Source organism: Haloplanus rubicundus (assembly GCF_003342675.1).
GTDB classification, from domain to species: Archaea; Halobacteriota; Halobacteria; order Halobacteriales; family Haloferacaceae; genus Haloplanus; species Haloplanus rubicundus.
The window spans coordinates 1613917-1640190 of record NZ_CP031148.1 but is presented as its reverse complement, the minus strand read 5'-3'; the positions used below and the strand labels follow the sequence as shown (position 1 = coordinate 1640190).

At 68.6% G+C, this 26274-nt stretch carries 35 protein-coding genes; 17 read left to right on the top strand and 18 right to left on the bottom strand.

The genetic code is table 11. From position 1 onward, the window contains the following. Positions 1 to 48: 48 nt before the first annotated feature. The 3 genes from DU484_RS09290 to surE are packed head-to-tail and all read left to right on the top strand — an operon-like array spanning position 49 to position 2998. Positions 49 to 783, top strand: a complete 735-nt coding sequence (locus DU484_RS09290) for a prephenate dehydrogenase/arogenate dehydrogenase family protein (RefSeq protein WP_114585789.1) — start codon at positions 49 to 51, stop codon at positions 781 to 783. Continuing rightward, on the top strand, positions 780 to 2171 hold the full coding sequence (locus tag DU484_RS09285; RefSeq protein ID WP_114605765.1) for a small ribosomal subunit Rsm22 family protein: 1392 nt from the start codon (positions 780 to 782) through the stop codon (positions 2169 to 2171). The genes DU484_RS09290 and DU484_RS09285 overlap by 4 nt, the downstream gene beginning before the upstream one ends. A gap of 38 nt (positions 2172 to 2209) precedes the next feature. Then, positions 2210 to 2998 carry a 5'/3'-nucleotidase SurE gene (gene surE, locus DU484_RS09280; RefSeq protein WP_114585787.1) on the top strand — a complete coding sequence of 263 codons (789 nt, stop codon included), beginning with the start codon at positions 2210 to 2212 and terminating at the stop codon, positions 2996 to 2998. Positions 2999 to 3011: 13 nt separating this feature from the next. Here surE and DU484_RS09275 read toward each other — a convergent pair whose 3' ends face one another. Continuing rightward, positions 3012 to 3860, bottom strand: coding sequence for a HoxN/HupN/NixA family nickel/cobalt transporter (locus tag DU484_RS09275; protein WP_114606756.1), 849 nt, complete (start codon positions 3858 to 3860; stop codon positions 3012 to 3014). A 104-nt stretch (positions 3861 to 3964) separates the two neighbouring features. On the opposite strand from DU484_RS09275, the gene DU484_RS09270 reads away from it, so the two are divergent. Beyond that, a complete protein-coding gene (locus DU484_RS09270; protein ID WP_114587214.1) occupies positions 3965 to 4357 on the top strand; it encodes a CopG family ribbon-helix-helix protein in 393 nt (130 codons plus the stop codon). Positions 4358 to 4485: 128 nt separating this feature from the next. After that, positions 4486 to 5166 (top strand): carbonic anhydrase, encoded by a 681-nt coding sequence (locus DU484_RS09265; protein WP_114605764.1) that lies wholly within the window; start codon positions 4486 to 4488, stop codon positions 5164 to 5166. Between the two features lie 139 nt (positions 5167 to 5305). Here DU484_RS09265 and DU484_RS20615 read toward each other — a convergent pair whose 3' ends face one another. The 7 genes from DU484_RS20615 to DU484_RS09230 all read right to left on the bottom strand — a co-directional run bounded on the left by DU484_RS20615 (position 5306) and on the right by DU484_RS09230 (position 9507). After that, a complete protein-coding gene (locus tag DU484_RS20615; RefSeq protein ID WP_316043109.1) occupies positions 5306 to 5548 on the bottom strand; it encodes a type II toxin-antitoxin system RelE family toxin in 243 nt (80 codons plus the stop codon). A 27-nt stretch (positions 5549 to 5575) separates the two neighbouring features. Continuing rightward, a complete protein-coding gene (locus DU484_RS09255; RefSeq protein WP_114585785.1) occupies positions 5576 to 6100 on the bottom strand; it encodes a hypothetical protein in 525 nt (174 codons plus the stop codon). Then, the gene (locus tag DU484_RS09250) at positions 6101 to 6421 is read right to left on the bottom strand and encodes a hypothetical protein (RefSeq protein WP_187347795.1); all 321 of its coding nucleotides are present in this window, start codon (positions 6419 to 6421) and stop codon (positions 6101 to 6103) included. 177 nt (positions 6422 to 6598) lie between these two features. Continuing rightward, positions 6599 to 6892 (bottom strand): chorismate mutase, encoded by a 294-nt coding sequence (locus tag DU484_RS09245; RefSeq protein ID WP_114585784.1) that lies wholly within the window; start codon positions 6890 to 6892, stop codon positions 6599 to 6601. Beyond that, the gene (locus DU484_RS09240) at positions 6889 to 7755 is read right to left on the bottom strand and encodes a shikimate kinase (RefSeq protein WP_114605763.1); all 867 of its coding nucleotides are present in this window, start codon (positions 7753 to 7755) and stop codon (positions 6889 to 6891) included. The genes DU484_RS09245 and DU484_RS09240 overlap by 4 nt, the downstream gene beginning before the upstream one ends. Before the next feature lie 38 nt (positions 7756 to 7793). Next, positions 7794 to 8285 (bottom strand): hypothetical protein, encoded by a 492-nt coding sequence (locus DU484_RS09235; RefSeq protein WP_114585782.1) that lies wholly within the window; start codon positions 8283 to 8285, stop codon positions 7794 to 7796. A gap of 1 nt (position 8286) precedes the next feature. Further along, positions 8287 to 9507 (bottom strand): hypothetical protein, encoded by a 1221-nt coding sequence (locus tag DU484_RS09230; RefSeq protein ID WP_114605762.1) that lies wholly within the window; start codon positions 9505 to 9507, stop codon positions 8287 to 8289. A gap of 106 nt (positions 9508 to 9613) precedes the next feature. On the opposite strand from DU484_RS09230, the gene nth reads away from it, so the two are divergent. Then, entirely contained in the window at positions 9614 to 10300 is a 687-nt protein-coding gene (gene nth, locus DU484_RS09225; RefSeq protein ID WP_114605761.1) for an endonuclease III, read from the top strand. On the opposite strand, the gene DU484_RS09220 is transcribed toward nth, so the two are convergent. Continuing rightward, the gene (locus tag DU484_RS09220) at positions 10297 to 10773 is read right to left on the bottom strand and encodes a DUF7321 family protein (RefSeq protein ID WP_114585779.1); all 477 of its coding nucleotides are present in this window, start codon (positions 10771 to 10773) and stop codon (positions 10297 to 10299) included. The genes nth and DU484_RS09220 overlap by 4 nt on opposite strands. Positions 10774 to 10862: 89 nt before the next feature. Here DU484_RS09220 and DU484_RS09215 point away from each other — a divergent pair, with 89 nt between their 5' ends. Genes DU484_RS09215 through DU484_RS09185 form a run of 7 tightly spaced genes read left to right on the top strand, consistent with a single transcriptional unit; the run spans position 10863 to position 15037 of the window. Next, positions 10863 to 11720: a DUF7319 domain-containing protein gene (locus DU484_RS09215; protein ID WP_114605760.1), complete on the top strand. Its 858-nt coding sequence runs from the start codon at positions 10863 to 10865 to the stop codon at positions 11718 to 11720. A 56-nt stretch (positions 11721 to 11776) separates the two neighbouring features. Next, positions 11777 to 12412, top strand: a complete 636-nt coding sequence (locus DU484_RS09210; protein ID WP_114585777.1) for a halocyanin domain-containing protein — start codon at positions 11777 to 11779, stop codon at positions 12410 to 12412. Then, positions 12413 to 12799: a DUF7318 family protein gene (locus DU484_RS09205; RefSeq protein ID WP_114585776.1), complete on the top strand. Its 387-nt coding sequence runs from the start codon at positions 12413 to 12415 to the stop codon at positions 12797 to 12799. Between the two features lie 3 nt (positions 12800 to 12802). Beyond that, a complete protein-coding gene (locus DU484_RS09200) occupies positions 12803 to 13597 on the top strand; it encodes a cytochrome b (protein ID WP_114585775.1) in 795 nt (264 codons plus the stop codon). A gap of 4 nt (positions 13598 to 13601) precedes the next feature. Beyond that, the gene (locus DU484_RS09195) at positions 13602 to 14372 is read left to right on the top strand and encodes a cytochrome b family protein (RefSeq protein WP_114585774.1); all 771 of its coding nucleotides are present in this window, start codon (positions 13602 to 13604) and stop codon (positions 14370 to 14372) included. A gap of 10 nt (positions 14373 to 14382) precedes the next feature. Beyond that, positions 14383 to 14766 (top strand): DUF7315 family membrane protein, encoded by a 384-nt coding sequence (locus DU484_RS09190; protein WP_114605759.1) that lies wholly within the window; start codon positions 14383 to 14385, stop codon positions 14764 to 14766. Next, complete coding sequence (locus DU484_RS09185; RefSeq protein ID WP_114585772.1) at positions 14759 to 15037, top strand: DUF7314 family protein; 279 nt, start codon at positions 14759 to 14761, stop codon at positions 15035 to 15037. Before DU484_RS09190 ends, DU484_RS09185 begins: the two co-directional genes overlap by 8 nt. A 251-nt stretch (positions 15038 to 15288) precedes the next feature. Here the strand turns inward: DU484_RS09185 and DU484_RS09180 are convergent, their stop codons facing one another. From DU484_RS09180 to DU484_RS09170, 3 genes are all read right to left on the bottom strand, one after another. Continuing rightward, positions 15289 to 15729 (bottom strand): DUF7313 family protein, encoded by a 441-nt coding sequence (locus DU484_RS09180; protein ID WP_114585771.1) that lies wholly within the window; start codon positions 15727 to 15729, stop codon positions 15289 to 15291. A 24-nt stretch (positions 15730 to 15753) separates the two neighbouring features. Beyond that, positions 15754 to 16452 (bottom strand): NAD(+)/NADH kinase, encoded by a 699-nt coding sequence (locus DU484_RS09175; RefSeq protein ID WP_157969545.1) that lies wholly within the window; start codon positions 16450 to 16452, stop codon positions 15754 to 15756. 73 nt (positions 16453 to 16525) lie between these two features. Then, a complete protein-coding gene (locus DU484_RS09170; RefSeq protein ID WP_114605757.1) occupies positions 16526 to 17833 on the bottom strand; it encodes a M28 family peptidase in 1308 nt (435 codons plus the stop codon). Between the two features lie 168 nt (positions 17834 to 18001). On the opposite strand from DU484_RS09170, the gene DU484_RS09165 reads away from it, so the two are divergent. Both DU484_RS09165 and DU484_RS09160 read left to right on the top strand, forming a co-directional pair. Beyond that, a complete protein-coding gene (locus DU484_RS09165; RefSeq protein ID WP_114585768.1) occupies positions 18002 to 19168 on the top strand; it encodes a thiolase domain-containing protein in 1167 nt (388 codons plus the stop codon). Next, positions 19165 to 19539: a Zn-ribbon domain-containing OB-fold protein gene (locus DU484_RS09160; protein ID WP_114585767.1), complete on the top strand. Its 375-nt coding sequence runs from the start codon at positions 19165 to 19167 to the stop codon at positions 19537 to 19539. The genes DU484_RS09165 and DU484_RS09160 overlap by 4 nt, the downstream gene beginning before the upstream one ends. Here the strand turns inward: DU484_RS09160 and DU484_RS09155 are convergent. From DU484_RS09155 to DU484_RS09145, 3 genes are read right to left on the bottom strand one after another with little or no spacing between them, the layout of a single operon-like run. Then, the gene (locus DU484_RS09155; protein WP_114585766.1) at positions 19520 to 20458 is read right to left on the bottom strand and encodes an alpha/beta fold hydrolase; all 939 of its coding nucleotides are present in this window, start codon (positions 20456 to 20458) and stop codon (positions 19520 to 19522) included. The two genes, DU484_RS09160 and DU484_RS09155, sit on opposite strands and share 20 nt — an antisense overlap. A gap of 24 nt (positions 20459 to 20482) precedes the next feature. Next, positions 20483 to 21535 (bottom strand): methylmalonyl Co-A mutase-associated GTPase MeaB, encoded by a 1053-nt coding sequence (gene meaB, locus DU484_RS09150; RefSeq protein ID WP_114585765.1) that lies wholly within the window; start codon positions 21533 to 21535, stop codon positions 20483 to 20485. Continuing rightward, positions 21532 to 21945 (bottom strand): cobalamin B12-binding domain-containing protein, encoded by a 414-nt coding sequence (locus DU484_RS09145; RefSeq protein WP_114585764.1) that lies wholly within the window; start codon positions 21943 to 21945, stop codon positions 21532 to 21534. Before DU484_RS09145 ends, meaB begins: the two co-directional genes overlap by 4 nt. A 126-nt stretch (positions 21946 to 22071) precedes the next feature. On the opposite strand from DU484_RS09145, the gene DU484_RS09140 reads away from it, so the two are divergent. Both DU484_RS09140 and DU484_RS09135 read left to right on the top strand, forming a co-directional pair. After that, positions 22072 to 22281, top strand: a complete 210-nt coding sequence (locus DU484_RS09140; protein WP_114585763.1) for a hypothetical protein — start codon at positions 22072 to 22074, stop codon at positions 22279 to 22281. Beyond that, positions 22272 to 22943, top strand: a complete 672-nt coding sequence (locus DU484_RS09135) for a hypothetical protein (RefSeq protein WP_114605756.1) — start codon at positions 22272 to 22274, stop codon at positions 22941 to 22943. The genes DU484_RS09140 and DU484_RS09135 overlap by 10 nt, the downstream gene beginning before the upstream one ends. A 3-nt stretch (positions 22944 to 22946) precedes the next feature. Here DU484_RS09135 and DU484_RS09130 read toward each other — a convergent pair whose 3' ends face one another. From DU484_RS09130 to DU484_RS09120, 3 genes are read right to left on the bottom strand one after another with little or no spacing between them, the layout of a single operon-like run. After that, positions 22947 to 24785, bottom strand: coding sequence for a S9 family peptidase (locus DU484_RS09130; RefSeq protein WP_114605755.1), 1839 nt, complete (start codon positions 24783 to 24785; stop codon positions 22947 to 22949). 36 nt (positions 24786 to 24821) lie between these two features. Next, positions 24822 to 25082 (bottom strand): MTH865 family protein, encoded by a 261-nt coding sequence (locus DU484_RS09125; protein WP_114585760.1) that lies wholly within the window; start codon positions 25080 to 25082, stop codon positions 24822 to 24824. Between the two features lie 52 nt (positions 25083 to 25134). After that, entirely contained in the window at positions 25135 to 26196 is a 1062-nt protein-coding gene (locus DU484_RS09120) for a glycosyltransferase (RefSeq protein ID WP_114585759.1), read from the bottom strand. Between the last annotated feature and the right edge of the window lie 78 nt (positions 26197 to 26274).

The following is a 26274-nucleotide window of genomic DNA, read 5'->3' as shown; positions in this document are numbered from 1 at the left end:
ATGAAGCGCACCGAACCCCTTTTAGACAGTGAGAGGGAAGCCACGCGCATGGATATGCTGGTGGTCGGCGCGGGCGAGATGGGACGGTGGATCGCCCACACTGCCGACCGGCCGGTCGCGGTCACGGACGTCGACCCCGCGGTCGCGGAGCGGGCCGCCGAGAGCCTCGACGGGGTTCGAGCCGTGCCTACGGATACGGACGAGACGTTCGATATCGTCTGTCTCGCCGTGCCGATTTCGGTCGTCGAGGACGCAGTCGAGCGCTACGCCCCGAACGCCGACCGCGCGATGTGTGACGTATCGGGCGTGATGACGGGACCGGTGGAGGCGATGCGGGCGACCCTGCCGGATCGGGAGCGGGTCTCCCTCCACCCGCTGTTCGCGGCGGCGAACGCCCCCGGCAACGTCGCCGTCGTCGCCGACGCGCCCGGACCGGCGACCGACGCGCTCCGGGAGGACCTGCGGGCGGCGGGCAACCACCTCTTCGAGACGACCGCCGCCGAACACGACACGGCGATGGAGACGGTCCAGGCCGCGGCCCACACCGCCGTCCTCGCGTACGCGCTCGCCGCCGCCGACGTCCGCGAGGAGTTCGCCACGCCCGTCTCGGCGGCGATGGACGACCTCGTGGCGACGGTGACCGGCGGGACGCCGCGGGTGTACCGCGAGATTCAGGAGACGTTCGCGGGCGCGGAGCGAGTCGCCGAAGCCGCCCGACGGATCGCGGACGCCGAAGGCGAGGCGTTCGACGAGTGCTACCGCGAAGCGAGGCACGACGGATGATCGACCGCGAGGCCGTCCGGTCGAACGCGAAGTATCTGCGGCAGGTCCGCCCCATCGACCCTGACGAGATTTCCGAGTACGTCGAGGGGGAGCCACATCCGGCGGTCGTCCGGCGTGTCCTCCGCGAGGAGGCGTACGACCTCGGCCTGTTCGAGCGCGAGGACGGCACGTTCGTCCCGGTCGAGACCGACCCCGTCTCGGCGCCGGGATGGGAACCGGAGGCGTTCCCCGACCGCTACGCACACGCGCTGGAGGACCTGCTCGTCGGCCGCTACGGCGCGAACTGGCACCGCGGCGACTCCGGCGACCGCCTGCGCGAGGTGATCCGGCGGCTGAAGGCCGACTACTACGCGCAAAACCCCGTCGAGTACGACGACGAGGTGGCGCTCGGCTACGCCGTCTACCACCTCTCGGACTACTACGCCGCCGTCGGCTACGTCCTCGACGACTTGGTCGAGCAGTCGCTTCTCCCCCGCCACCTCCGCGTCCTCGACATCGGCGCCGGCGTCGGCGGCCCGGCGCTCGGTCTCCACGACTACCTGCCCGACGACGCGGTGGTCGACTACCACGCGGTCGAGCCGAGCGCCGCCGCCGACGTGCTCGACGCCTTGCTGGACGGGACGCGGCGGAACTTCCGGTCGACGATCCACCGCGAACGCGCCGAGGCGTTCGCCTTCGACGGCCCGTACGACCTCGTCGTCTGCGCGAACGTGTTGAGCGAACTCGACGACCCCGTGCCGGTCGTCGAGGACGCCCTCGACGCCCTCGCCGACGGCGGAACGCTCGCCGCCATCGCGCCCGCGGACCTCGAAACAAGCACGGGCCTCCGGTCGGTCGAACGGGCGGTCGCGGACGGCCGGAACGTGACCGTCTACGCTCCGACGCTCCGTCTGTGGCCGGGGATGGCCCCCGAAGACCGCGGGTGGTCGTTCGACGAGCGCCCCCGGATCGCCGCGCCGAGCTTTCAGCGGCGCCTCGACGACGCCGGCGGCGAACCCGGTACCTTCCGCAACGAGACGGTGAAGTTCTCCTACTCGCTCCTGCGGACCGACGGGACACGGCGGGTGGACGTTCGCGCCGACCGGTCGCGACACGCCCGGATGGCCGACATGGACGATCACGTCACGGATCGGATCGACCTGCTGGCGGTGAAGCTGAGCCGGAACCTCGCTGACGGCGGTAACCCGCTGTTCAAAATCGGCGACGGGAGCGAACGACTCGAACACTACGCGGTGCTGACCCGCGAGTCGGGGCTGAACCGCGACCTCCTGCGGGCGGACTACGGCGCCGTGTGCCAGTTCGAGAACGTCCTCGCGCTCTGGAACGACGACGAGGGGGCGTACAACCTCGTCGTCGACGCCGAGGCGGTCGTCGACGTCGTCGCCTGAAGCGGTGCGCCTTTCTCGCCGGCCGCCCGAGAGGTGGCATGGACGAGCCACACGTGCTCCTGACGAACGACGACGGGATCGATTCCGTCGGCTTCCGGGCACTCTACGACGCGCTCTCCCGGTTCGCCGACGTGACGGCCGTCGCACCGAACGGCGACAAGAGCGCCGTCGGCCGTGCGATGTCCCGGGAAGTACAGGTCGAGACCCACGACCTCGGCTACGCCATCCACGGGACGCCGGCTGACTGCGTCGTCGTCGGGCTCGAAGCCCTGTGTCCCGACGTGGACATGGTGGTCGCCGGCTGTAACCGCGGAGCGAACCTCGGGGCGTACGTCCTCGGTCGCTCCGGCACCGTCAGCGCCGCCGTCGAGGCCGCCTTCTTCGACGTGCCCGCCATCGCCGTCTCGCTGTACGTCCCCGGCGCGGACGGGGAGTGGCAGGAGAAGGCAAAGGACCCCCTCGACTACCGGAACGCCACCGCGGCGACGACGTATCTCGTCGATCACGCCCTCGGTGCCGGCGTGTTCGAGCAGGCCGAATACCTGAACGTCAACGCCCCCATCCACCACGAGGACGACGACCCCGCACCGATCGAGATCACCGAGCCGTCGACGCTGTACGACATGCGTGCCGAACGCGACGGCGAGCGAATCAGCCTCACCGACAACATCTGGGCGCGGATGCGCGACGGTGACATCCCCGACCCGGAGGGAACCGACCGCCGGGCCATCGTCGAGGGACGAGTCAGCGTCTCGCCGCTCACGGCCCCCCACACCACCCAGCACCACGAGGCCCTCGACGCGCTGGCGGAGACGTATCTGACCTGAACTGACCGCCGCCTCAGAAGACGCCGGCGACGAAGCCCAGTCCCATCACCACGAGGACCGTCGCCGAGACGAGCGGGAGATACGGCGTGTATCGCTCGACGCGTTCCTCGGACTGCTGGTAGCCGGCGATCAGGAGCAGGGTGAGACCGACGATGCCGACGATCACCGTGAGCGCGTAGGCCGTCATGAGTTCGAGACAGTGCGTCGACCCGGCACACAGCGCGATGATCTCGAACTCTTCCTCGTGGGCGAACCCGAGGACGAACGCGAACCACGCGATGCCGAGGAGGCCGCGGTCCGTCTCGCCGTCGAACGACGCGTGGGCGTGGTCGTGTGAGCCGCCACCGAACGGGAGGGCGTCGCGAAGGCGTGTCAGAATGCCGGAATCGTGGTCGTGGTCGTGGTCGTGGTCGTGGTCGTGGTCGTGGTCGTGGTCGTGGTCGTGGTCGTGGTCGTGGTCGTTGTCGTTGTCGTTGTCGTTGTCGTTGTCGTTGTCGTTGTCGTTGTCGTTGTCGTGACTGTGCCCGTGCCGATACTCCCGAACCCCGAGCGCGATCAACACGACGCCCGCGACGATGCTGACCGGGCCGCCGATCTGAACGCCGCCGAGCGTCATCGGTGCGTCGACCTGTGTGAGATCGAAGTACGCCTTCGCGTAGAAGAAGACGCCGACCATCGCGATGGAGCTGACGAGGTGGCCGATCCCGATGAGGAGACTCGCCGCGAGCCCGTACGCCCACTTGTTGGCCTGATCGAGCGCGTACGAGGCGGCGACCGGCCAGCCGTGTCCCGGTTCGATGCCGTGGACCGCCCCGAGCGCGATTGCCCCACCGAACAACCCCAGCGTGCTGTCGAGCACCATCGCCACGTCTTACTCGGGATCGATCCGAGTTAGCGGTTGTTAATATCGAATCGGGGGAATCGTCATAACGGGGTCTCTTGGTCCTGCGCGACGAGCGGGGTGACGTGCGAACGAGTTTCAACATCCCCGACGACATCGTCGAGGCGTTCGACCGCGTGTGGCGCGACCAGGAACTGGAGAGTCGATCCCGGGCGGTCAGGGAGGCGATGCTCGAATACATCGAGGCCCACTCGCGACTCGAATCGACGACCGGCGAGGTGGTGGCCCTCGTCGGCTTCGACTACCGTCACCACGACGTGATCCGTGACCTGCACGCCGTCCAGCACGACTACCAGGACGTGATCCTGAACACGAGTCACACCCATCAGGGCGAGTGGTGTCTCGAATCGCTGTTCTGCCGCGGGCCGAGCGAGCGGGTGCGCGAACTCACCTACCGCCTCCGCGATTTCGACGCCGTGCGACGGGTGAAGGTGATGGTCATCCGGGACGACGCGTGATACGGCTGATCGTAAGCCAGTACCGGTGGTTCGCCGACCCGTCTCGGTGAACCACCACAATAATCCGTATGAGTCGCCGTCGCGATGGCCACCAACGACTATATCGGCGGACGGACTATCCAGTTCCAATGGATCAAACGTTCGTCGACCTCCTGGCGGGGAATCTCGCCCACGCCGCCGCGTTCGACGACCGGTTCGACGACCTGCAAGCGGCACAGCATCCCCACACCGTCACCATCTGTTGTTCCGATTCGCGCGTCCTGCAGGACCACATGTGGGGAAACGAGGCTCCCGGTCGCATCTTCACTTGCGGGAACATCGGAAACCGCGTCGTCCAGCGGACCGACGAGGGCGACGTCGTCTCCGGGGACGTACTGTATCCGCTGGCACACACGGGGACGGAGACGGCGGTGGTCGTCGGCCACACGGGCTGTGGGGCCGTCACCGCGACGTACGACGCCCTGACCGGTGACGTGAACGACCTGCCAGGCATCGAAGGCTGTCTCGACCTGCTGAAACCCCTCCTCGAACCCGGCGTCGAGGCGCTCCCGGACGACCTGAGCCGCCCGGAGGCGATCAATCGGCTCGTCGAGTACAACGTCGACCGGCAGGTGGACGTGCTCGTCGGGAGCGACGACGTGCCGCCCGGGGTGGAGGTGGTCGGCGCCGTCTACGACTTCCAGGACGTGTACGGCGGCGACCGGGGCGAGGTGCACGTCGTCAACGTCGACGGCGAGCGCGGCGTCGCCGACCTGCGGGCGACGTATCCGGCTATCGAAGATCGGATCCGTCGGTTGTGGGTGTACTGAACCGAGCCGTTACTTCGCGGCCCGCTCGAGGAACGTGAGCGCCGCGCCCGCCGCTTCCGAGGCAATCCGTCCTACCGTGACTCTCGCTGCTCCACCTTGTTCACGTAGCTGAAATCCATTATGCTCTTAATGAACGAAATCAATCGTCGTCGACAGTGTAGGCACTACCGCGTCGCTTGATTCGAGCCACCACCATCCGCTGTTCGTTCTGTCGCAACGTCACGGCCAGACGGAACTCGCCAACGCGGACTTTCCTGTGTGGGCTGTTTCGGAGAGGTTCACTGTAATCTGGCGGGTCACGCCACGGCGAATCGACGATTTCGTCGAGTTTGCCCAAGATCCGTTCTTGCTCTTGGCTGTTAAATAGTGAGGGTGGAACGATACCTCACGGGTCGCAAGTCCAATCAAGTCATCCATTCTCGCGTTGCTGTCGAAGCGTGGCCTTCGCACGCTCAACGTAGGAGTTCGACGACCAGCTGCGAGCGTCACTCATCTCGGCCAAGAACTCCTCGGCAGCGTCGGGTGAGAGCGCGTCGTTGCGAACCAACGCAGTGATGAGAATCGGCGTCGTGACGAGGCGGGTCTCGGCCAGCGAGGCGTGGACGAGCGCGAGTCGGTTGAACTCATCACAGAGCAGTTGCACGGCGTCGATCTCGTTCGCCAGCGTGACCGCCGCGTTCTCGCCGTCGTCCAGCGGGAACGTCTCGTCCAGTTCGACGGAACACACCTCGAACGCAGAGCGACGGTCGAGAACCGCCTGTGCCCCCTGACCGGAGGCGTCGTCGTAGGAGGCCGTCTCGATGAGTTCGTCGACGACCTGCTCTGGGACGACTACGGTGTGCGAATCGAGGAGCAGATCGAGTGGGTTCGGCGAGGCGTCCGCCACGGGCCCGAGGCTCACGAGGGCTGACGTGTCGGCGACGATCAGCACCATCTACGAGTCGGCCAGCTCCTCTGCGACCTCGTCCACGAACTCGTCGGTCAACTGCTCTTTCAGTAGTCGGAAGTTGGCGGCCTCCTCGTGCCCGACGAGGTCCTTCAGTTCCTCGAACGTGATGTTGTCGTCGTAGTAGGCGTCCGCGATCTCCTGTTTCACCTCGTCGGAGTGCGCGGCGTCGCGCAGGTACTCCCGAAGTGCGGAAATGAGGATGTCCGTCCGGTCCGTCTCGAACACCGCAGCGAGCGCGTCGGCCCGGTCTACCAACCCCCTCGGTGCGCGGAACTGGACGCGCTTTTTCTCCGACCCGGAACTCATGTGTGTACATTGTGAGTGCAGAAGCAAAACGCTTGTCGTGCCGTCGCTTCCCCGTCTTTCGGAGCCACCGAGGCCAAGTACGGAGGTTTTCTCCGAACCCGAACCGAGAGAACAGCAATCGGAAGAATACCGGTGGGACTGAACGGGCGCTACAAGCCCCGTGTCACCTGATTACGGCTATCGGCTCTCTCGTTGCTCCACCTTGTTCAACTCGATCAGCAGCCGGAAAATCGCCTTCACCAGGTTGGCGTCCACGTCGAAGGTTTCGGCGTTCTCGCCCGCTCGCTCCATCACACGGGCCTCCTGTGACTCGTCGGTCGTCGGCAGCCCTCGCTCCTCTTTGACCTGCGCGACGGTGCCCGCGACGTAGGTTCGGCGGGCGATGAGTTCGACGAGTTCGCGGTCGATCTCCTCGATCTCCTCGCGGAGTTCGTCCAGGGACATCTCCTCGGCCGCGTCGCTCTCGCTCATTCGATCACCCGTGCGCCGTCCGTTCGTGTCGTCGTTAGCCATGTGTCTCCCTCCCGTTGGTTCCAGTGGTCGCGTACGCGTTCCAGTCCGTCCCGGTCGCCGACGGCGACGACGCTCGGCCCGGTCCCCGAGAGCGACACGCCGTCGGCGTGTGGCATCGCCTCGACGGCGGGATCGGTCGGAAAGCCGAGCGCCGCCGAGAAGGCGAGTCCGTTGACCGTCATCGCCTCGCCGTAGCGGCCGTCGAGCGCCAGTTCGGCGACGAGGTCCGCCATCGGCGCCACCCGCTCACAGCGCGCCACGTCGGCGTCGGCGCTGAACGCGCGGGCCGGCGGCGTCCAGACGAGGGCGTCCCAGTCCACCGCCTCGCGGGCGAGCAGGTCGTCCGCCGCGTTGTCGGTGACGGTGACGCCGCCGAGCATGCTGGCGCTCGCGTCGTCGAACGCGCCGGTGACGGTGACGCCGGCGTCGCGGGCGGCGGCGACGCCGATGCGACAGGCCGCCTCGCGGTCGAGTTCGGCGTCGTCACCGACCGACACGTCGAGCGCCGAGAGCGTCGCCAGCACCGTCGCGTTCGCGGCGGCGCTGGAACTCTTCAGCCCCGCGGCCATCGGCACGTCGCTTTCGGTGCGGACGTGGCCGCCCTGACCGTCGCCGAACCGGTCGACGACGCGTTCGACACAGCGGCGGATGAGCCGCGTGTCGCCGTCCGGCGCACCGGCAATCGCACCCTCGACGGTCCCGGAGTCGTCGAGTTCGACCCGGGCAGTCGTCTCCGCGTCGATGGCGAAGGCCGATCCGACGCCCGTCGCGAGGGCGTTCAGGACCGTACCCGCACCGAGTGCGACGGCCTCGCCGTACATACCGAACCCCGCGCGGAGCGGACAGTTATGCTTGCCGGTTAGCGGACGAACTGCGAGCCGAGAGCGCCGGCGCCGGCACCGGTGGCCGTCGTGACGGCGCCCGCGAGGAGGAGGGGACCGACCGCGCCGCGGAGCGAGTAGACCTGCGCGGTGCCGGGGCCCGAGAGCGCCGAGAGGCCGAGGAGGCCGAGCCCCGCCATGCAGAAGAACCCGACGAGGGCGCCGCCGGCGGCGACGCTCGCCGCCGCACTCGGGTCCGCGAACCGGGAGCCGGAGAGCAGGCCGAGGACCGCGGCGAGGACGGGGCCGACGACGAGCATCGTCACCGTCGTCTGGAAGACCGAGAGCGCGAGAAAGACGGGGCCGAACGTCTCGGGGGCGGCGCCGGACGCGGCGGTGACGAACTGGGTCCGCGCCCAGTCACCGGCGACGAACCCGAGGACGCCGAGGGCGATGCCCACGAGTGCGAAGGTGGCGACGATCAGGCCGGCCTGTCGGCGAGCCGAAGGGAGCGCGTTTCGCCCGGACACGCTACGGTCTCCACAGCCAGAGTCGGTCGAGCGGGGCGGTCCAGTCGACGCGTTCCTCCCACGCCACCTCCGAGGGAGCGGCGACGAGGACGAAGGGGCCGGCCTGGATCAGGTAGGCGTAGGTCACGTCGCCGTCGGCCCGATAGTAGACCTGCCGCCACCGGTCACGGCCGAAGGAGTACCACCCCTCCTGACTGACCGCCGTCTCGAGGAGCGTCTCCACCGCGTCGGTCGCGGCCGCCACGCCGTCGTAGTGCTGGACGAACAGCGACGTGTAGGGGTAGTCGAGGGGAGCGAGATTCGACGGCTGTTCGTCCTCGTCGGGCACCGCGTAGCTCACGACGTAGGCGAAGCCGGTCCGGCCCGTCGCCTCGCTCGGTGGCTCGAACTGTAGGCGCTGGCGAGCGAGCAGTTCCCGGCCGGCGTTGTCGTCGTCGCCCGGGGCGTCGTCGAACGGGTCGCGCTCGACGTATCGAGGGCCGGCGTAGGCGTAGCCCGAGTAGCCCGTGGAGTGGTGCACCTCGAAGAGTCCCGGGGTGGCCTCGTCGTCGTCATCGTCGTCGTCCGTGTCGTCGACGGTTTCGTCGTGGAGGTGCCGGTAGAGCGCGGCGTCGATCTGTCGATCCGAGAGCACCCGACGGACGAACAGGTCGCTCCGGATGCCGCCGAGATAGTCGTGGAGGCGTTCGAGTTCCTCGTCGACGCGGTCGAGGTCGCCACGGTCGGCGAACCGGCGGATCGTCGCGACGTGGCGGTCGATCTCTTCGCGCATCTGCCCGGGGATGCCGAAGTGCCCGCCGAGTTCGGCCTCAGCGGTGGCGACGGCTCGATCCGTCGCGCGGCGAACCAGTCCGAGGCTGTTGGCGTCGAACTCGGCGGCGTCGCGGACGCGTTCGACCGTCGCCATGGCGTTGCCGAGGGTTCGCCGGTACGCGTGGATGGCGTCGTCGTAGTCGGTGGCGAACCACTCGATTTCGCCGTAGACGCGCCCGACTTCGGCCGCCAGCCGACGGTTCGGCACCGACGGCTCCGTCTGCTGGACCGTCTCCTCCTCGTCGACCGCGGACGGCTCGGGGTCCGCGTCGGCGAGGGCGGCGTCGGTCGGCGTCCGGGTCGGCGTCCCGGATTCGGGGTAGGCGACGTTCGAGTCGCCGGATCCGAGACAGCCGGTCAGACCGAGCGCCGTCGCGGTCCCCAGCAGCGCCCGACGTGTCAGCTCCATGGCCGCCCCAAAGATAGGCCCGGATAAATAACGTGCGGCCCAGAAATCAAACCTGAGAGCGGTGTCGGTCGATAGACTCAACGGGGACCGCCCCGCACCGCGAGCCATGGGCACACCACTGGACTCGCGGGAGGCACAGGTCGAGGCGGTGCTGGACCGACTGTACGACGAGTACCCCGACGCGACCATCTCACTCACCTACTCGAACCGGCTGGAACTTCTGGTCGCCGTCGTCCTCTCCGCACAGTGTACCGACGAGCGGGTCAACGAGGTGACCGAGGAGCTGTTCGAGAAGTACCGGACCGCAGCCGACTACGCCGCGGCGGACGAGGGGACGCTCGCCGACGACATCTACGGCATCACCTTCCACAACAACAAGGCCGGATACCTGAAGTCCATCGGCGAGACGCTCGTCGAAGACCACGACGGCGACGTGCCCGACACGATGAGCGAACTGACGGACCTGAAAGGCGTCGGGCGCAAGACGGCGAACGTCGTCCTCCAGCACGGCCACGACGTGGTGGAGGGCATCGTCGTCGACACGCACGTACAGCGGCTCTCGCGACGGCTCGGCCTGACGACCGAGGTGCGGCCCGAACGGATCGAAGACGACCTGATGGACGTGGTGCCCGAAGACGACTGGCAACAGCTCACCCACCTGCTCATCAGTCACGGGCGGGCGGTGTGTGACGCCCGCAACCCCGACTGTGCGGACTGTGTGCTGGAGGACATCTGTCCGTCCTCGAAACTGGACGCGGAGGTCGACTTGGCGAGCGGCGAGGCGTGGGACTAGAGGTGCAGCTGCACGTACCGAACGACGCCGATCAGGTAGGCGCCGATCCAGAAGAGCACGTAGCCGAAGACGCCGATTCGGAGGCGGCCGCGCCACGCGCTCATGTTCTCGTGGAGGTCGTTCAGGTCCACGTCCTGATCGGGGTCACGATAGAGATTCGCGGCGTGTTTGGCCTGGAAGATGCGGACGATGCCGGTCAGGGCGAACGCGAGCATCGCGTAGGCCTGGAGGCCGAGCACGGCGTGCAGGACGGCGAGGCCGCCGAACTGGTCCATCAACCGAGGGACCATCCACCCCACGACGGGCACCGTCGTCAACACCAGGCCGACGACGATGAACTTCAGGTGCCGGAGGAGGACGCTCCACGTCACCGTCTCGGCGTCGATGACGATCCACGCGCCGTAGAGATAGAAGGGGAAACTCGCGGTGACGGACAGCCCCGCAAGCGTCGCCGTCGTCGCCTCACTCACCATCGTCGGCGCTTAGGAGGGCGACGTTAAAACGGGCCCGACTCGGGGACAAGGTCGGAAAGCGTATGACGCTGTGGACCCAATGTCGACCGATGGCTGATTCGTCACCGTCGTCGACCGACGGGACGGCCGAGACGGCGGCTAAGGCCGACGCCGACGCCGTCGACGCCCTCCGACGCGAAGTCGAGGAGAACTACGACTTCGAGAACTTCGGCCCGAGCGACATGGCGCGGATGAGCGCCGAGGAGTGGGAGGCGGCGTTCGATCCGGACACCTGGATCGTCGGCCCCGAGTTACTCGACCGGGTGGAGCAGGACCTCAAGAGCCGCATCCAGAGCCGAGAGGTGTTCGCCGTCCTCGAACGGTTCGAGGAGGGCGGCGAAGAGCGACTGGTCGCCTACTCGGACGAAGGGTACGCCATCGTCTTCCCGGACGGCAGCGTCGAGGGACAGGGGACGGTGGTACGGGACGTGAAACCGACCGTCGCGCTGTGTTCGATGGACAGCTACGAGGTGCCGGACGCCCCCGAGGACGTCTCCCTGCCCAGCCCCGCGGACGTGCCCGAGGGAACCGGCCAGTTGGGGAACAACCTCCTCCAGCTCATCGCGTTCGCACAGATTCTGGTCGGACTGGGGCTGGTCGGCGTCTGGCTGTTCACCGACGCCATCCCGACGCCGGGCGGCTACGTCGACCTCGTGGCGCCGATGACGGCCCTGATCTTCGTCGGCATCGGCCTCTTCCTGTTCATGGTGGTCGCCAACGCCCGCCTCTCGGACCGGTTCCGGGCGGAGGAGTTCCGCAACCGACTTCGCGCCGCCGGCGTCGAAGACGGTGAGCGACCGGAGTTCCTGCCACCGCTGGGCGACGACGCCGAGGCACTGGCGGCGGAGGGTGACGAGACGGCCACGGACGGCGCGGAGACGGCCGGTTCGAGCGCCGACCGCCCGTGAGGACGTCGGTGGGGAGTCGGTGGGTTTAAGCGCGTTCCATCCTCAGATTCGACCGTATGAAGAGGCGGGACTTCCTGAGAGTGGCCGGTGGGTCCACCGCCGTCGGAACGGCCGCCGCCACGGCGACGCCGGCCGCTGCGCAGGCGTCGTTCGACGGGTGGATGAGCGACGTCGGCAACTACAGCGAGGTGGCTGACGCGACCGGACAGGACGAGGTGACCATCACCGTCGGCGCCCAGGGCAACGGCGGGAACTTCGCGTTCGACCCGCCGGCCGTCCAGGTCGATCCCGGGACGACCGTCGTCTGGGAGTGGAACGGCGAGGGCGGCCAGCACAACGTCGTCGCCGAGGAGGGCGGCGAGTTCGAGAGCGAACTCACCGCCGAAGCCGGCTTCACCTTCGAACAGACCCTCGAATCCGAGGGCGTCGTCAAGTACTTCTGCCAGCCCCACCGCGCGCTCGGCATGAAAGGCGTCGTCGTCGTCGGCGCGATGCCGGGCGGTGGCGGCGAGGGCGGTGGCGGCGGTGGCGGCGGTGGCGGCGAGGTCGACCTCCACGAACTCGGCGTGCCGATCCAGGCCCACTGGGTCGGCGCCGCGACGATCCTCGGCATCATCGTCTCGCTGATATTCAGCTTCTACGTGCTGAAATACGGCGAGTCACCACACACCGGAACCGGGAGAGGAGAGTAAATGTCATCGAGTGGAAGCACGTACGGCGATATTCACCGATACGAACCGGCCCGCGAGAGTACGGCCGCCGCCATCACCATCGTCCTCCTGACGGTCGTGGAGGTGGTGTTCGTGTTCATGTTCGCCTACGGCCTCGTGAGCGGCTGGGGGCTGAGCGAGTACGGCAACATGTTCCTCGGCGGCATCCTCGCCGTGATCTTCGTCGACCTCGCGTTCATCCTCGCGCTGTACCGCAAGGAGTTCCTGCCGGACGTCGTCATCGTCAAGAAGCGGCGTCGGAAGTGGGAGGACCTCTACATCCGCGAGGAGGACGTGGACGGCGAAACCCTCGGCGACGGGGCGTGGGACACAGTCAAACGCGCGGTTTACCCGTACTACAAGCGATAAGCAATGAGCTTAGAAAAGAAAGACGAGATGGACCACAAAGGGTGGATGAAGCGGAAGGATCTGACACCCGTGGAAGCCACCTTCCTGACGGCGCTCATCTGGATGGACAAGCGGCTCCGGGTCGTCGACTACCTGGAACTGCTGGAGGACCTGTACTACAAGGTCAACATGCAGATGCCGAAGAGTCACACCGAACAGTACGACCTGGACAACAAGTTCTGGTACTGGTACCCGCTGTACGCGCTGGGGTCGTTCTCGACGCTGGCGTACATCGTCGCCGCCGTCTCCGGCGCCCTGCTGGGCTTCTACTACGCCCCCGCACAGACCGGCGACCCGAGTACGGCGTACAACTCGATCACGTTCATCATGACGGATCTCCAGTTCGGGTTCATGCTGCGCTCCATCCACCGGTGGTCGGCACAGGTGATGGTCGCGGCCGTGTTCCTCCACATGCTCCGTGTCTACTTCACGGGCGCGTACAAGGAACCGCGCGAACTCAACTGGCTGCTGGGGATCGTCCTCATCAGCCTGACGATGGTGTTCGGGTACACGGGCTACCTGCTCCCGTGGGACCAGCTCGCCTTCTGGGCGGGACAGATCGGCGTCGAGATGTCGCTGTCCATCCCGCTCGCCGGCGAGTGGATCGCCCAGCTCCTGTTCGGCGGCTTCACCCTGAGTCAGGCGACGCTCCAGCGGATGTACATCCTCCACGTGTTCCTGCTCCCCTTCGTCGTGACGACGCTGATCGCGATCCACATCGGCATCGTCTGGGTGCAGGGCATCGCGGAACCCCACTAGAACCATGAGCGACAACGAATCCACCACGGACGAGACGCGCACCGACGGCGGCAGCCCGGGCATCGTCGCCCCGGACGACGAGACGCCGACGTGGCGCGAGCGCAAGGAACGGACGACGGGCCTCTCGCGGCTCACGTACGAGTACTTCGAACGCGCCCGCCGCGAGGACCAGGACCTGCGAACCGAGTCGGACTACGTCGAACGCGACGTGCTCGCGTTCCCGACGTGGCCCCACGAGACGGTTCGTAACCTCTCCATCGCGGCCTTCTTCACCGGGATGATCTTCTTCCTCTCGGCGACGATGCCGCCACACATCGGCGCGCCGGCCAACCCGAGTTCGACGCCGGCGATCATCCTGCCCGACTGGTATCTCTACTGGTCCTTTGGCCTGCTGAAGCTCGGCCCGCTGAACCCCGACCTCGCCATCCTCGGCGGGGCGAAGATCACCGCCGACCGGACGTACGGCGTGCTCGCGAACGTCGTCGTCGTCGGCTTCATCGCCATCGTTCCCTTCCTGAACAAGGGGTCGGCCCGACGCCCGGTCGAGCAGCCGTTCTGGTCGGCCGTCGGCGTCGGCGGGGTCGTCTTCGCGTTCACCATCAGCCTGCTCGCGGTCAAGAACCTGATGCCGATGAACGTCGACCTGCTGTTCGATCTGACCTTCCTCCTGCCCATCGTGGCTACGACGATCACCTACGCGGTGCTGAAGACGATGCGCGAGGGGTACATGTACGACCTCAACCGGCGGTACTACCGGCTCCGTCCGCCGAAGTAACCGCTCTCCGATGTCTTCTTCAGACGACCACGACGCCGACGCACAGGAGGGCGTCCACGACGCCGACGGGCGTCGGGACGTGGTCGTCCCGATGCGCCTCTACAAGACCGTCACCGTCTTCTCGACGCTCATCGCCATCGTGGGCGTCGTCTTCGGCTTCGTCCTCCTCGACGCGGCGACCATCCGACTCAGCCTTCTGCGACGCCTCGTCCTCGGTCTCCTCCGAGCGGTCGGCGTCGTGCCCCCCGAAACCGTACTGAGCGCCGTCCTCGCCGTCCTCGGTCTCGCCGCAATCGGGTTCGGGGCCGGCGTCTACGTCCTCGGGACGCGCTTTCGCGCCCACGGAATGGGAAACCCTCAAGAGGACGCCGACGAATCCTCAGGTAATGGCTGACGAATTCATCAAAGGGCTCGGCATCTTCACGGGCGCGGGCCTCGGCTGGCTCGTGCTCGCGGGGTGGTACCGGACGCCGGGGTTCGAGAGCACGCGGCAACTCGTGAGTCCGGTGTCGCCGGATCCGGCGAGCGCCGACATGTTCAACCTGCTGGCCATCGGGCTGATGGACACGCTGCTCTGGTTCGCCATCCTCGGCCCGCTGGCGTTCTGGGTGATCCTGCCCGCGGTCCGGCAGGCACGGAAGGCGATGAACGAGCGGCAGGCGTAGCGCGGCCGACCGAGACGAAACGACTCCTCTGGATCGGATTCATCGACACGGCAGTTCGGGGTGAATTCGAACGTGCGGCTGGCGTTCTGTGTCGGAGCGGCGCGTCCGGCGGACGAGAAGACGTAGTAGGGGTTCGAACTGGTCACCGGTCGACCGCATACGCTTTGTGTGAGACGGTTTATCGTAAGTCCTTACCGGTGGGTCGCCGGATCGTCTCGACGACCCACCGGTAGACGGGGCGATGAGCCGTATCAGACGACGGCGTTCCAGAGCGGCTCGATGAAGACGAACAGGCTCTGGTAACCGGCGTACAGCAGAGCGAGCACCGACGCCGCGACGGCACCTTTCGGCCGTTCGAACGTCATGTCGTTACGTGCCTCGACCTGTCGAGATTCGAACTCGAAGAAGTCGGTCAGGAACAGGCCGATGGCGAGCACCGACATGACCATGCCGCCGTGGGGTTCGATCACCAGGAAGGCGAACGACGCGAGCACGAGCGCAATCGACGTCAGCGAGTGCGGGAAGTACCGGCTCAGCTCCTCGGCGCCGTCGTCGACCTGGCTCTGGTGCACGGAGTGGGCGCGGATTCGCGTGAGCATGTTCACCACCACCAGCGCCAACACGACGTGCGCGATGTACGGTTCGAGCGCGTCGAGGGCGCCGACCGGGACGGCGAACTGTAGCGGTTGCATACCCCGAACTCGGGTGTAGACTCATTAGAAGTTTTCCGTTCCGGTCGGCGCGACCACGTCGAGCGATCCGACGCGATCGATTCGGACGGCCGCCCCCCGGTCGACGACGCCGCGGTGGACGCCGTCGGCGACGACGGCGACGGCGCCCTCGCGCTCGACGGAGACGGTGACGGTCCCGTCGGGGTCGACGACGCGCGTCTCCGCGGTCGTCGAGAACGGGGCTATGGGGACGACGGCGACGCCCGCGCCGGCTTCGAGGACGGATCCGCCCGCGGCGGCGGCGTACCCGTCGCTCCCGAGCGGCGTCGCGAGGACGACGCCGTCGGCGCGGACCGACGCTAGTCGCTCGTCGCCGACGGCGAGGGCGTACTCGGAGATGCTCGCCGGGGCGTCGGTCACGAGCGTCACGTCGCGGAGCGCGCGGGCGAGGGCGTCGCCGTCGTCGTGGACGCCGAGGATGGGGTGGGAGGCGACGCGGTAGTCGCCGGCGGCGACGGCGGCGACGGCGGCGTCGAGGGCGTCGCGGGCGACGAGGTGGCGCCCGCCAGCGGCGGTCACGGGAAGCAGCGGCGCGGCGGGCGGGTCGGCGACGGCCGACCGGATCGCCTCGTCCCCGACGGCGACGACGACGGCCGGGTCGGCAGTCTCGTCGACGATCGTCGCACCGCCGACGGCGAGGGCCGCCGCGTCGTCGTCGCTTCCGCCCCGGACGGCGACGTTCACCGCCGGGACCTCCCGCCGCCGCCGCGCCTCGTCGGTACCATGCGGGATACGTCACCGGACGACGGTAAAAAGTTCACTCGGTCGAGAACGGCCAGTCGCCGGTAGCGCGCATACCGGCCGCTAGGTCCTGTGCATCGAGGTCAGCGGCGATGTCGTCGGGATCGCGGCGGGGCATCCGGTCGGTCGACGCTAGGTCGTCGACGAGCGCTGTCAGGAGGATCGCCCCCTCCCGAAGCGTCCGGCGCTCCAGTTTGTCGAGGGTGTCGGCGCGGGTGTGGCCCCAGCCACGCCCCCGGTCGCCATCGTCGCTCGACACGAGGACGGCGGGCACGCCGCGGGCGACGAACGGCCAGTGGTCGCTGTGGGGGTGCTGGGTCGGGCGGACGGAAGCGGGGTGGTCGAAGCGGTCGGCCACCCGCTCGACCGCCGCCGTGAGGGCGTCGAAGCCGTGAGTGTAGTACTGGAGCGTCCGGCCGCGACAGACGCCGTCGCAGTTGACGACCGCCTGTATATCGTCGGGATCGATCAGGTCGGCCTCGCGTTTCGAGCCCTGCAGTCCGACCTCCTCGGCGCCGAAGCAGACGATCCGAACCCGGCGGTCGAGGGCGGCGTCCCGGTCGAGGAGGGTGCGAGCGATTTCGACGACCGTCGCGGTGCCGGCAGCGTTGTCGACGGCGCCCTCCGCGATGTCGTGGGCGTCGACGTGGCTGGTCAGGTAGATAGCGCGGTCGGTGTCGGGGCCGATGTCGGCGCGGACGACCCCGCTCTCGGCCCGGGGCGTCTCGCAGTCGACGCCGACGGTGACGGTGTCGCCGGCGTGACGGCGGGCGAGGCGGGCACCTACCTCGCGGCTGACGCCGACGGCGGGGACGGGACCGAGCGGGTCGGCGTCGGTGCCGACGCTCCCGGTGGGGGCGAGACAGCCCGACGCGTGGTTGCGGAAGACGAACCCGACGGCGCCGGCCTCGACGGCGCGGTAGTACTTCTCCCGGCGGTGGATAAAGCGGTCGTAGTAGTCCGGGACGCCCGCGGAAACGAGGGCGACGGCCCCCTCGAGGTCGGCGTCCGCGAAGTCGTCGGGGAGGCCGTCGCCACAGTCGACCAGCGGCGCCTCGACGGTCCCGGCGGGGCTTCGGGGCAGCGCGATGCAGTCGACGACACCGTCGGCGGTTTCGATCCGACTGGACCCCCTGATCCACCCCTGTATCCCGAAGTCCTCGACGTGAGCGTTCCGGGCACCGAGCGTATCGAGGGCGTCGCGGGTCGCCGTCAGCGCCTCGTGCTCGCCGGGACTCCCGGCCATGCGGTTCCCGATGTCGACCAGTCGCTCCAGGTGACCCCAGCCGACGTCGCTGGTGAACGTCTCGCCGATCCAGTTCATGCGTGGAGGTGTGGCCGGCCGTGACTAACGGTTTCGGTCGGTGGGGGCGAGAGCACGTCGAACGTCGATCCGTCGACGGACAGCTGTCGAACGTCAAACGGCCGATACCGGGCGCCAGAGCTTCCGAATCCGGCAGGTCTTTATCCGCTCGTCCGTCTATGTGACTGCATGACAGGCGTACGTGTCGCCGGCGTCGGACTGACGCATTTCGGGCGGCATCCGGAGCGAACCGGGCGCGATCTGTTCGGGGAGGCCGCCCTCGCCGCCCGCGAGGAGTCGGGGGTCGATCCCGAGGACATCGAGTCGATCAACTACGGGAACTTCATGGGGTCGCTGGCTGAGCGACAGGGCCACCAGGCGCCGCTCATGGCCGAGATGGCCGGGCTCCAGTGTCCGGCGACGCGCTACGAGGAGGCGTGTGCCTCCGCGGGCGTCGCGATCCGTGAGGCGGTCAGAGCCGTTCGCTCCGGCGAGGCCGACGTGATGCTCGCCGGCGGCTGTGAGCGCATGACCAACCTCTCGACGGCGGACGTGACCGAGGGGTTGGCCACGGCCGCCGACGAACTCTACGAGATTCGGGCGGGGATGACTTTCCCCGGCGCGTACGCCCTGATGGCCCGGGCGTACTTCGAGTCGTTCGGCGGCGAGCGCGAGGACCTCGCGCACGTCGCGGTGAAGAACCACGACAACGCCCTCCCCAACGAGTACGCGCAGTTCCACCGCGCCATCACCGTCGACGAGGTGCTCGACGCGCCGATGGTCTCCGATCCGGTCGGCCTGCTGGACGCCTGTCCCGTCACGGACGGCGCGAGCGCGCTCGTCCTCGTCAGCGACGAGTACGCCGAGGCGAACGGCCTCGACGCACCGGTCTCGATCACGGGGAGCGGACAGGGCGGCGACAACCTCGCGCTCCACGACCGCGAGCACCTCGCGGTCACGCCCGCGACGGAGCGGGCGGCGGCGGAGGCCTACGACGACGCCGGCTGTGCGGCCGACGACGTGGACCTCGTCGAGGTACACGACTGCTTCACCATCGCGGAGGTGCTGGCCATCGAGGGGCTGGGCTTCTACGACCACGGCGAGGGAATCGGCGCGGCCCGGCGCGGCGAGACGACGGCGACGGGCGACCTGCCGGTGAACCTCTCGGGCGGCCTGAAGGCGAAGGGCCATCCCGTCGGCGCCACCGGCGGCAGTCAGATCGCGGAGATGACGCGCCTGCTCCGCGGCGATCACCCGAACAGCGACCACGTCGAGGACGCGACGGTCGGTGTCACGCACAACGCGGGCGGCACCGTCGCGAGCGCCGTCGTTCACGTCTTGGAGGTGGACCGATGACCGACGCCGGCTACGACGAGTGGCTGGACGCCGTCGACGACGGCGAGGGGTTCTACCTCGCCTGTCCCGAGGGCCACGGGTCGCTCCCGCCGCGGCGGGTGTGTCCCCACTGTGGATCGGCTGACCTCGACCACGCCGACCTGCCGACGGCGGGAACGGTGGAAACGTTTACCATCTGTTACGTCGGCGGCCCCGACTTCGCCGACGAGGAGCCGTACGCCACCGCCATCGCCGACTTCGGCGACGTGCGCCTGACGGGCGTCGTCCGCGGTGTCGACCCCGAGGAGGTGACGGTCGGAATGCCCGTCGAGGCGGCGGTCGGCACGAACCGAACGACCGGCGACGACCTGCTCATTCTGCGGGCGCGATAGCCTCGCGCACCGCGTCGACGAACGCCGTCGGGTGTTCGACGTGCGGCAGGAGTTTGGCGTGATCGAAGACGACGAGCCGGGCGTCCGCCTCGTCGGCGAGTTCCCGTCCCGTCGAGAGCGGCGGGAGCGTCGCGTCGCGGCCCCAGACGAGCGTCACCGGCGCGTCGAGGTCCCGGAGCGCGGCGCCGAGGTCGATATCGGAGTTGCAGTGTCCGGAGACGAAGGCAGCGACGGCGAAGCGGGCGTTTCGCTGGTGGGTGGTCCGCCACTGGTAGTCGGTCCACTCGTCGGAGACCGAGGCGGGATCGGCGTAGGCGTGGTCGGCGTTGAAGTAACGGATCGAGGGTTTCGAGACGAGGGCGTCGAAGAGGCCGGTGCCGACCACGGGCGAGCGGAGGAGTTCGCGGAGCCACGTCTTCGGCGGATGCGGGCCGCCACGGGTCGTCGGGCAGATGGTCAGGAGGGAGTCGACGGTCACCCGGTCGTCGTCGGCCGCGCGGGCGACGTACGCGCCCGAGAGCGACGAGGCGACGACGGCGGGGGCGTCGTACTCGGCGAGGAAGTCGGCGACGAAGTCCTCGTAGAGCGCGGCGGAGTAGCGAAGCGGCGGCCGGTCGGAGCGACCGAATCCCGGGAGGTCCGGGGCGACGACGTGGTGGGTCTCGGCGAGCGTCGCGGCGACTTCGCGGAACTCGCCGCTCGATCCGGCGGCGTTGATGCCGTGGAGACAGACGAGGGTGGGGTCGTCGGCGTCGCCCAGTTCGGCGTAGGCCACGTCCATGCCGCGCCAGCGATACGTCCGCTCGGTCGCGTCGAGGGCCGGTTCGAGTTCGCCCGCGGCGCCGCGGAGGAGGCGGTCGCCGGCGACGACGCCACCGGCGAGACCCGCGACGGCGGCGCCGAGTCGTCTGAGCTTCATAGGTGGAGGTAGGCCGCAGTCGACTTATTCCCGGCGACCCTCGACGCAGTCCGCGAGCGGGTCGACGATCCGGTCGGCGACCGTGTACGGATCCGCCTCCCGCGCCTGCACCTCGTCGACGAGGGCGTCGATGCCGCCGTGGCGCTCGAGTTCCTCCTCCAGCAGGGCCGCGGCGTCCGACCGGAGCAACTGGCGGATCTTCTCGGCGTAGCGCGTCCGCTCGCGGCGGGCGAGTTCGCCCGTCTCGCGGAGGTGGGCGTAGTGATCGTCGAGGACGCCGATCAGGTCGTCGACGCCCTCGCCCTCGGTGGCGACGGTTTCGACGATCCGTGGGTCCCAGCCCTCGCCGTCGTCGCCGTCGTCGGCGTCCTCACCGTCGGCCATCGATCCCAGTCCGTGGTGGCCGGCGGCGCCGGTCGTCGACCCCTCGCGCAGGTGGAGCATCTCGCGGAGGTCGGAGACGGTGGTCGCGGCGCCGTCCATGTCGGCCTTGTTGACGACGAACACGTCGCCGATCTCCAGGATTCCCGCCTTGAGCATCTGCACGTCGTCGCCGCTGCCGGGTTGGACGAGGACGACGACGGTGTCGGCGGTACGCACCACGTCCACCTCGTTCTGCCCGGCACCGACCGTCTCGACGACGATGCGGTCCTTCCCGAAGGCGTCGAGGGCGGTGATGGCGTCGCCGGTAGCGGTCGAGAGCCCGCCCAACTGGCCGCGGGCGCTCATCGACCGGAAGAACACGTCCATGTCGCCGACGTTCGAGGCCATGCGGATGCGGTCGCCGAGGACCGCCCCGCCCGTGTAGGGCGAGGAGGGATCGACGGCGATGACGCCGACGGTCAGCCCGTCGTCCCGGTACCGTTTGGCGAGTTTGTCGACCAGCGTCGACTTGCCGGCGCCGGGGCTGCCGGTGACGCCGACGACCTCCGCGTCGCCGGTGTGGGCGTGGAGCGCCGACACCAGATCGCGGTAGCCCGGCTCTTGGTTCTCGATGGTCGTGATCGTTCGCGCGAGCGCCCGATGTTCGCCGTCGAGGACGCCCGTCACGAGGTCGTCGACTGCCGCCTCGCTCATCGTGAGACGTTCTCGCGCACGAAGTCGATGGTCTCCTGCATCGGCGTCCCGGGGCCGAAGATTTCGGCCACGCCCGCCGCCTTGAGGTCGGCGCGGTCCTCGTCGGGGACGATGCCGCCGACGATGACGAGGGTGTCCTCGAACGCGCCGTACTCCTTCAGCCCCTCGATCACCTTCGGGACGAGCGTGTTGTGTGCGCCCGAGAGGATGGAGATGCCGAGGACGTCCACGTCCTCCTGCACCGCGGCCTGCACGATCTCCTCCGGGGCGCGATGCAGCCCGGAGTAGATCACCTCGAACCCGGCGTCGCGGAAGGCGCGTGCGATGACGTGAGCGCCGCGGTCGTGGCCGTCGAGGCCAACCTTGGCGACGAGACACCGGATCGTCCGCTGTTCCTGCCCCGTACTCATGTGGTACCGTTCACCGTGCGCCCGTTTGACTCTAACGGAGGCGCCGGACGGATCGGAAGACGGTCGGCGTACGACGGGTGATACCATGGCCCACCTTTATAACGGATCGGATTGTTAACGAAAGACATGAATCGATTCATCACGAGAATCGGCGACGGGGGCGAGGTGGTCGCTGCCGCCGTGACGAGTATCGTCCTGACAGTGCTTTCGATGGTCAACACCGTTCTCAGGGTCCACGCCGACCAGACGGAGTGGGCCGAGGTGACGGCCACACCCGAGACAGCACCCGTCGACCACGACGGCGCCGAGAACGGAGGTGGGTCGGCATGGGTCTGATCGACAAGATTCTGTCCATCTTCGGCGGGGGATCGAGCACCTCCGACCCCACGCCGTCGGCGGAATCGGAGGAGCCAGCGGAGCCGGAACCAGAGCCAGAACCCGACGCGGAGGCCGAGGAGGCGGAAGCCGAGGAGGCGGAAGCCGAAGAGGCGGAAGCCGAGGAGGCGGAAGCCGAAGAGGCGGAAGCCGAAGAGGCGGAAGCCGAAGAGGAAGACGGCGGCGGCATGTCCACCAAGGCCGTCGCCGAGATGGCCGACCCGCGGCGCCGCGAGGACGAGGACAACACCGTCCACAACCGCGCCGAGAACCCGGCCGATCACGCGGAAGTCGCGGAGGAAGAAGCCGAGGAAGCGGAGGCCGAGGAGGAAGAATCCGAAGCGGAGGACGACGGCGGCATGTCCACCAAGGCCGTCGCCGAGATGGCCGACCCGCGGCGCCGCGAGGACGAGGACAACACCGTCCACAACCGCGCCGAGAACCCCGACGACCACGCGGAGGCCGAGGAGGAAGAAGCCGAAGCTGAAGAAGCCGAGGAGGAAGACGACGGCGGCATGTCAACCAAAGCCGTCGCCGAGATGGCCGATCCACGCCGCCGCGAGGACGAGGACAACACCGTCCACAACCGCGCCGAGAACCCCGACGACCAGCGGGCGACGTAGACCCTACTCGCTCGCGAGGTGCGTATCGAGGAACTCGACGATTGCGGCGTAGGCCTCGATCCGATTTTCGAGTTTCGTGAAGCCGTGACCCTCGTCCTCGAATATCAGTTCGCGGACGGGGACGCCCGCCTCACGGGCGCCCTCGACGATACGGTGGGCCTCACTGACGGGGACCCGGGGGTCGTTCTCGCCGTGGAGGACGAACAGGGGTGCGGCGATCTCGTCGACGTGGTTGACGGGACTGATCGACTCCAGCAGTTCCCGGTCCGAATCGAGCGAGCCGTACTCGGCCTCGCGGAGTTCGCGCCGCCAGTCGCCGGTGTTCTCGAGGAACGTGACGAAGTTGGCGATGCCGACGATGTCGACGCCGGCGGCCCACACGTCGGGGTACGCCGTCATGGCGGCGAGTGTCATGAACCCGCCGTAAGAGGCACCCATGACGGCGATGCGGTCGGGGTCGACGGCGGGATGGTCGTGGAGCCAGTCGACGCCGGCTTTCAGGTCCGCCACCGAGTCCATCCGTTTTTCCACGTCGTCGAGGTGGGTGTAGGCCTTGCCGTAGCCCGTCGACCCGCGGACGTTGGGTTCGAAGACGGCGTAGCCCCGAGAGAGGAGGTACTGTTTCACGCGGCCGAAGGAGGGGCGACGCTGTGACTCGGGACCGCCGTGGACGTCGACGACGACGGGCGTCTCGCCGTGGCCCGTATCCGTCTCGGGCAGGGAGAAGAAAGCGGGGATCTCCCGCCCGTCGAAGGAGGGGTACCGGACGAGTTCCGGGGTGACGAAGGTGTCGCGGGGGATGCCCGCGGTGGAGGCGCGGGTCCATCGTTCCGTCTCGCCGCTCGTCACGTCGACGACGTGGACGTTGGCGGTGTCGTCGCTCCGGGTGACCGTCAGCGCGAAGCGGTCGCCGTCGGGCCCGAAGCTGACCCCGCCGGCGACACAGGGCGGGAGGTCCGGCGTCGGGAAGTGATCGAGACGGCCGGGCGCGACGAGTTCGCCGACGCCGAGTTCGGTGTAGCCGTCGACGTTGCGGGAGTAGACCAGCCGTCGGGAATCCTGATCGACCGCGACGCCGTCGACGTTCCACGCGTCGTCGGCGAGAGGGGTATCCTCGGAGCCCGCCGCCTCGACGGTGGACAGCTCGTCCGCCGAGAGGTCGATGACGGAGAGCCGGAGGGTGTCGGTGTCGCGGTCGGTGACGAGGTAGACGTACTCGCCGTCCGGTCCCCAGTTGGCGCTGAGGTGGCGGACGGTCCCCTCGTGGGGCGTGAGGTGGCGGCGACTCCCCGTCTCCACGTCGAGGACGTAGACGTCCTGGTCGAAACTGGAGTGCGATTCGGTGAGGAGGAGGCGGTCGCCGTCGGGACTCCAGCCGGCGACGGAGAACCAGCCGTCGCCCTCGTGGACGCGTTCGGCGTCGGCGCCGGTGGCGTCGCGGTTCTGGACGTAGACGTCGAAGACGGACTCGTCGCGGCGGTTGGAGGCGAAGGCGAAGCGCTCGCCGTCGGGGCTCCAGCCGCCGAACCAGTGTTTCGCGTCGGGGTGTTCGGTCAGATCGGTGATCGAGCCGTCGGTGGCGTCGAGTCGGTAGAGCGTCTCCTTCTCGTCGCCCCCGCGGTCACGGCCGACGATCAGTTCGAGGCGTTCGGGCGACCACGAGGCGAAGGTGACCCGGTTGTCGAAGAAGGTGCGCTGTTCGGGCCACGCGCCGGGGGCGTCGAGGGTCCACACCTGCGGGACGCCGGTGGTGTCCATGAGAAAGGAGAGCGTGTCGCCGTCGGGGCCGACGGAGGCGCCGTGTGCGCTCCGCACGTTGAGGTAGCGCTCGATGTCGAACATACGGGCCGTTGGTCGGGGGCGACCAAACGTGTTGTCCTAAATGAGGCCTTCCGCTTCGATGGCCGCCATCACGTCGTCGACGAGTTCGTCGACGGACTCGTAGGGGAACTCCTGGTGGCCGTCGAGGTTCGCGGCGAGTTCCATCGCGGAGAAGGACACGTCGCCGGCCTCGAACCGTGTGCCCGGTCCGTCCGGGAGCGCGGGAACGAGGTCCATCTGGTCGGTGACGGGAAAGTCGGCGCCCTCGAATGCCGTCCTGAACTGCTCGCGAAGCTCGGCCGCAACGTCGTCGCTCATGGATTGTCGTGGACGTATCGCGGGCAAAAGCGTTCCGAAACGGTCGGGAACGTCAAAAGAGGCCGTAGTCGGCGACGACCGTCTCGTAGCAGTCGACGTAGCGGTCGAGAACCGCCTCGTGATCGTAAGACGCGTACGCCTCGTTGACCGTCCAGCGCTCCAGCTCCGCCGCGGCGACGATTTCGTCCGCGAGTTCGCGGGGGCTGGTCACCAGCGCGCCGCGGGGGTCCCCCTCGACGAGTTCGTGGGCGGCCGAGTTGGCCTGGTACGCGACGACGCCGACGCAGCCACACGCGAGCGCCCGGAGGAGGTCCGTCGCGAACGGCGCCCACGTCGCCGTCTGGGCGAAGACGTGCGCGCCCTTGAGGATCGGAATCTGGTCCCCGGGGTCGAGGGCGCCGAGAAACTCCACTCGGTCGTCGATGCGGAGGTCACGGGCGGTCCGTTCGGCGTCGGGACGGGCCGGCCCGTCGCCGATGACCGCGGCCCGCCAGTCCCGCTGTCGGAGTTCCGCCAGCGCGAGGAGAAAGGCCTCGACGTTGGCGTACTCGTCGAGCGAACGGGCGTACACCACGTCGGCGCGAGGGTCGACGGGGGCGTCGCGGATGCCCGCCACGTCGACGCTGTCGGGGATCACCTCGACGTCGGCGGCGGCCGCCCCGCACTCGCGGACCGTCGTCCCGACGGTGTCGGAGGGGACGAGGACGCGAGCGGGCGAGCGGGCGGCCCAGCGGCGGCGCCACGGCGGCGTCTCGTCGTCGGGGTACGCCCACCACTCGGCGACGACTGGGGTGCGTCGGAGCCGGCCGGCGGCCTTCGCGGCGGGGACGGCGAGGTGTGGCCGCGTCGCGACGTGGACCACGTCGGGGCGGACGCTGTTGAGCGCGAACGGGAGCTTGGTGACGAACGCCCGTGGTGCGTGGTCGGCGGTCACCCGGCGGTAGGTGACGCCCTCGAAGTCGAAGCTCGGATGATCGCCGTCCCACCACTGCACACAGCAGATCGTCACGTCGTGGCCACGGGCCGCCAGGCGTTCGGCGACCGCCTGCAGCCGACCCGCGTACCAGTCGTCGCCGTGGTGGGCCGTCGACATCGACGCGAACGCGACTCGCACACGGCCGCCCACGAAGCGGGTGACCAAAAATCCCCGCCGTCGGCGAACGATGGGGCGGTTCCCGCCGGCCGAGAACCG